Annotated in this window: 4 protein-coding genes and 1 pseudogene; all 5 read left to right on the top strand. The window is 48.5% G+C overall.

Annotation, left to right across the window (positions count from 1 at the left end):
- Positions 1-994, top strand: a 994-nt coding sequence (locus ACZYSM_RS28970; protein ID WP_489077069.1) for a glycoside hydrolase family 19 protein, incomplete at its 5' end; no start/stop codon positions are given.
- Positions 960-1,784 carry a hypothetical protein gene (locus ACZYSM_RS28965; protein ID WP_489077067.1) on the top strand — a complete coding sequence of 275 codons (825 nt, stop codon included), beginning with the start codon at positions 960-962 and terminating at the stop codon, positions 1,782-1,784. The genes ACZYSM_RS28970 and ACZYSM_RS28965, both read left to right, overlap by 35 nt.
- A 269-nt stretch (positions 1,785-2,053) precedes the next feature.
- The gene (locus ACZYSM_RS28960) at positions 2,054-3,046 is read left to right on the top strand and encodes a hypothetical protein (protein WP_489077065.1); all 993 of its coding nucleotides are present in this window, start codon (positions 2,054-2,056) and stop codon (positions 3,044-3,046) included.
- An 83-nt stretch (positions 3,047-3,129) separates the two neighbouring features.
- Entirely contained in the window at positions 3,130-3,393 is a 264-nt protein-coding gene (locus ACZYSM_RS28955; RefSeq protein WP_489077063.1) for a PAAR domain-containing protein, read from the top strand.
- Positions 3,394-3,395: 2 nt separating this feature from the next.
- Positions 3,396-4,111, top strand: a pseudogene (locus tag ACZYSM_RS28950) (hypothetical protein); the annotation flags it as partial.

Below are 4,111 nucleotides of genomic sequence, written 5' to 3'. Positions count from 1 at the left end.
TCTGTACGACATCATCGACCGTGACCATGATGGAACCATAACCGCTAAAGAGCTGAAAGCCGCGATAGGCATTCCGGCCTACGCACAGTCGCTTTCGCAACTGATCATCTATTACGAAAGCGAGTGGTGCTACACGCCGCAGAAGTGGGATGCGCTGGACGATGTACTGGGCCATAGCGGTTCGACCCCGCACCTGAACTGGGTGGCGGAGAAAGAGCGGATCAAGCAAGTCAGTTGGTGGGGTGAAGTGGCGGCGAAAGTTGGATTGCCGGTAGATGGGCAGGTGTATCACTTTCATCCAGTGGGGTTGGTGGGAAGCTTTCAAACTAGTGATCGGAGAATTACCGTAGAGCTTTTGGAGAGGGTAACTGGCAAATCAGCTAACTGGTTTACAGGAGCAGGTGGAGGGCATGCGTTCGTTAGAGAATTTGAGGGGAAATATCCGCGAATATATAAATATGATAAATGTGAATTTGTCAGTCAGCTAAATGATGCTCTTGATCGGTACGGAATAATAACTCCGTACCAGCAGGCGCACTTTATTTCTCAGTGTTTTCATGAGTCCGCTGCTTTTGAGACGACCGTTGAGTTTTCCTCTGGAGCACAGTACGACCCTGGAAGGCATGTCAGCGCTATAGCGAACGGAAACACAGAAATTGGCGATGGACCGAAGTATAAAGGGAAGGGGCTAATTCAGCTGACATGGAAAAATAACTACATATCCTACTCTAAGTATAGGGGGGTTGACTTTGTGGGGGCTCCCAACATGCTCGCTGAAAAAATGTTTGATGCCATAGATGTTTCGTGTTGGTATTGGCGGCATAATGGAGCCGTTAGCAAGAAATATAATGCGCAGGGCGATATTAATATCTTGGTAGATAATGAGCCCGGCAATGTTAAGCTTATAACGCTGGCCGTAAACGGGGGCGACAATGGTCTTTGTGAACGAGAAAAAGTGTATGAGTTCATACGAAAAGAATGGGGGCTTGCATAAGATGAGCCGAGTGAATCATATAGCGATGATAGTGGTCTTGTCGCTTTGTTATATTTTTTTGTCCGTGACTTATGGCGAAGAGTCTCTGCCGGAGCTAAAGGTAGTAAGTCGTCTCCCTCTCGTATTATCCGTTTCCGAGAATGGGGAAACCTATAATTTGTCACCGCCTAGTGGTTTTATGCGAGAAATTGAGGGGGCTTACAATAATGTCTATGTTGAGGACTTAAATGGCGACGGGGTGGGGGAAGTTGTCTTTAGTTTGGATGGGGGTGGGGTGAATTCCTGTTCGAGGGTATTGCATTACAATGACAGTGATCGCTCCTTGGGTGAATTATTTTTTAATCGTGGCGGGCTGTGTAATTTTAAATTGCGACAGGGTTACATTGTTAGCTCTTATAAGGATGGTGCGACTTGGAAAGAGGATGTCTATAGTGTAAAGGATGGGAAGGCAAGTATAGAGATTTCGGATAGTTGTGTTGGGTGTGGTGAAGTAAAAAGGAAGGAATACCACGCTGATGGCTCGTTTGTTAGATTGTTAGTGTCTGATAATGTCGATTTTAAGAGGCGAGTCCCATTGACCGCTAAGGTAGTGCCTACCCGAGCTTGGATTTTTTCCTCTCCCCAAGTTGCACAGCCAACAAAAAAATATTTGATACGTGGGGATAAGGTTATGCTCCTTGGGATTGATACCTCGCATGGCGAAGACTGGATTGAATTTAGGTTTACGGGGAAAACTACCACTGAAGGATGGCTGAAGAGCAAGGATCTTGAGGGTTGGAATGAGCTTTAGTGCATGGAACTCACGTAGTGTATTGAGCCCAGGCGTTAAGATATGCGCCGTCAACCGCGTTAGTGAAGTTCTATAGCTCCTTGGCCGATGCATCGGACAAGGGTTCGATGAAGACTCGTCTGATCACGATGTGAACGTTCCTGGTAACGTGTCAAGTAGTCTCAAAAGCTCAATCGATATTTTGCGCAGCCACCATTCGGGCTTGAGTGCCGATCCGCGACAGTGGGGTCATAATCGCATGCAGTATGAAGAAGAGTTGATAGAGATTTATGGGCCATCTCGCTGCATGGTCTCTGCGGGTGAACGCTACAGCCAACTCAAGGCATTATTATAGGGGTATAGTGATGAGGTCGTTGTTTCTATTTTTTTTTACTTTGTTGGTTTCTGCCCAATTGCTGGCGGAAAGTATTCAAGGTGAACAAGGTTCGCTCGTCTATTCAGATGGTGTGGGTGGTGCCTTTAATACCTTGGTTTACGAAAAAAATACGGGAGGCGTTCGGAGGGTATTTGATACTGGACTGACGTTTAATTATAACGCTAGCAATCTATCGCCTGATAAAAAATACTCGGTAGTACAATTTTCCGAGTCAGGGGAAGGAACGAGCGGGCCAGAGAGTATATATCTTTGTGCGTTCGTACGAATGTCTGATGGTTGTGTGGTTAGTGTTGCAGCTGGAGAGCAATGCGGTGGAGAATGGGGTGGTCGGAGTCAATGGCGCAGTTCAATAACGACCGATACGGACGATTTTTTAAAAAACTCGCCAATGGTTGATAAAGTTTATAAAGATTATTTGTCTGGGAGGAAGGACTTAACTCAAATCTCTTCTCCTAGAGTTCTTGCGTATATTCCTGAAGGTACGACATTCGATAATTTACTGACGTGCGATCCTCCTCGCGATGTCAATAGAAAGACGTACAGTGACATGCTGCAGTTGCTGGAACGTGACGGCGATACGAGTAATGTTGCAAAATTGAAAACAGTTATGAATACAGCAAGCATTCGTTCAGCCGAAGAAGGTTCCTCTCCAGCAACGAAAGCCAACGATGTGAAAGTAAAGTCGGTGATTTCCGAAAAGGCTTACCTGTATCGATCACCGTTATTGTCCGATAAAACTGCTTCGTATCTGATACGGGGTGACGTTGTGTCCGTGCTCTCAAATACAAATAACTCCTTCGTAAAATTCCGCTATACACAAAAAAACGGAGCAGTGATCGAAAAGTGGATTCGGTGTGAAGATGTTGATTCTTGTGGACCCAAGTAGCGAATGTCTCTTTTTATATGTTGTGGTCAACAGAACGTGTCGCTGCGCAGGGAAATTGGCCGTTATTTTAGTAGAGATAAGTCATGAAAGGCATCATTCGTATTGGCGACAAAACCACTAGCGGTGGCACCGTTTTAACAGGCTCCACGGTCATGATTTTCAAAGGCATTGGTGCCGCTCGCCAGGGTGACCCGGTGAGCTGCCCGATTCCAGGTCATGGCCGAACGGTGATTGCCGAGGGGCACCCGACGTTTCACGACAATGGTCTTCCGGTTGCGTTTCACGGGCATCACTGTGCTTGCGGCTGCACCTTGATTTCCTCACTGACTCAAGTGAGCGCGAGCTAGCCATGCCGATTAGATTGGATCAAGTCCCTGCTTTGGCTCCACGGCCTGCGCGGCCTAAGGGCTGGCTTTGGCTCGGTGCATTACCGTTGCTGCTTTTGCTGCTGGGTGTGGGTGGGACGTTTTTGTTCGGCACTCAAGCGTTGCACCAACACCCCGTGAGTTTTTGGGGGCTAGCCTTGGGTGTACCGCTCTTGGGTTGGGGGCTGCTGAGTTTCGGGCGTGTTTTGCTGTATTTCGGTCAACAGCAGGTCGCCGATGGGTGGGATAAGGCCCGTGAAGAGGATTTGACCCGGAAAATCCGTCGCGGCCGACGCTCTCAACAAGTATTGGCGGTGAGTCTGTACACCTCTCTGCGAAAGTTAGGGGAGCAGCCAACGGCACACCTAGATGAATTGCTCAGCGGGACTGGGGCTTTGAAGGCTCAACCGTCGCGGCTTAAGGGCGCAACTTTGCGCCATAGCCGTATAGCGGGCGATGCGGATGAAAAACTTGAAGTGGCGCTGCATCGGTTATTGACGCAAGTGCTTGCCGATCTGTCGCCAACCTTGACGCAGATACCCGACGCTACGCCGTTGGCCTTGTTGTTGGAGGTTGATAGTGCTTTGCCGGAGAAGGTGTTGCAGCGGGTATGGCAACAGGTATGGCGCGAGTCCGGCATCCGCCAGTCGACAGTGCCTGTCGAGGGTAACGGTTTGGTGGCTTTGGATCAGTGGCTCGA

The sequence above is a fragment of the Pseudomonas sp. F220 genome (assembly GCF_057813935.1).
This window is presented reverse-complemented; position numbering and strand designations above follow the sequence as displayed.

What these genes read in the sequence shown, in the direction of transcription:
- ACZYSM_RS28960 (WP_489077065.1), top strand. Translation starts at nt 2,054, where the DNA reads ATGGGCCATCTCGCTGCATGGTCTCTGCGGGTGAACGCTACAGCCAAC.
- ACZYSM_RS28955 (WP_489077063.1), top strand. Translation starts at nt 3,130, where the DNA reads ATGAAAGGCATCATTCGTATTGGCGACAAAACCACTAGCGGTGGCACC.
- ACZYSM_RS28965 (WP_489077067.1), top strand. Translation starts at nt 960, where the DNA reads ATGAGTTCATACGAAAAGAATGGGGGCTTGCATAAGATGAGCCGAGTG.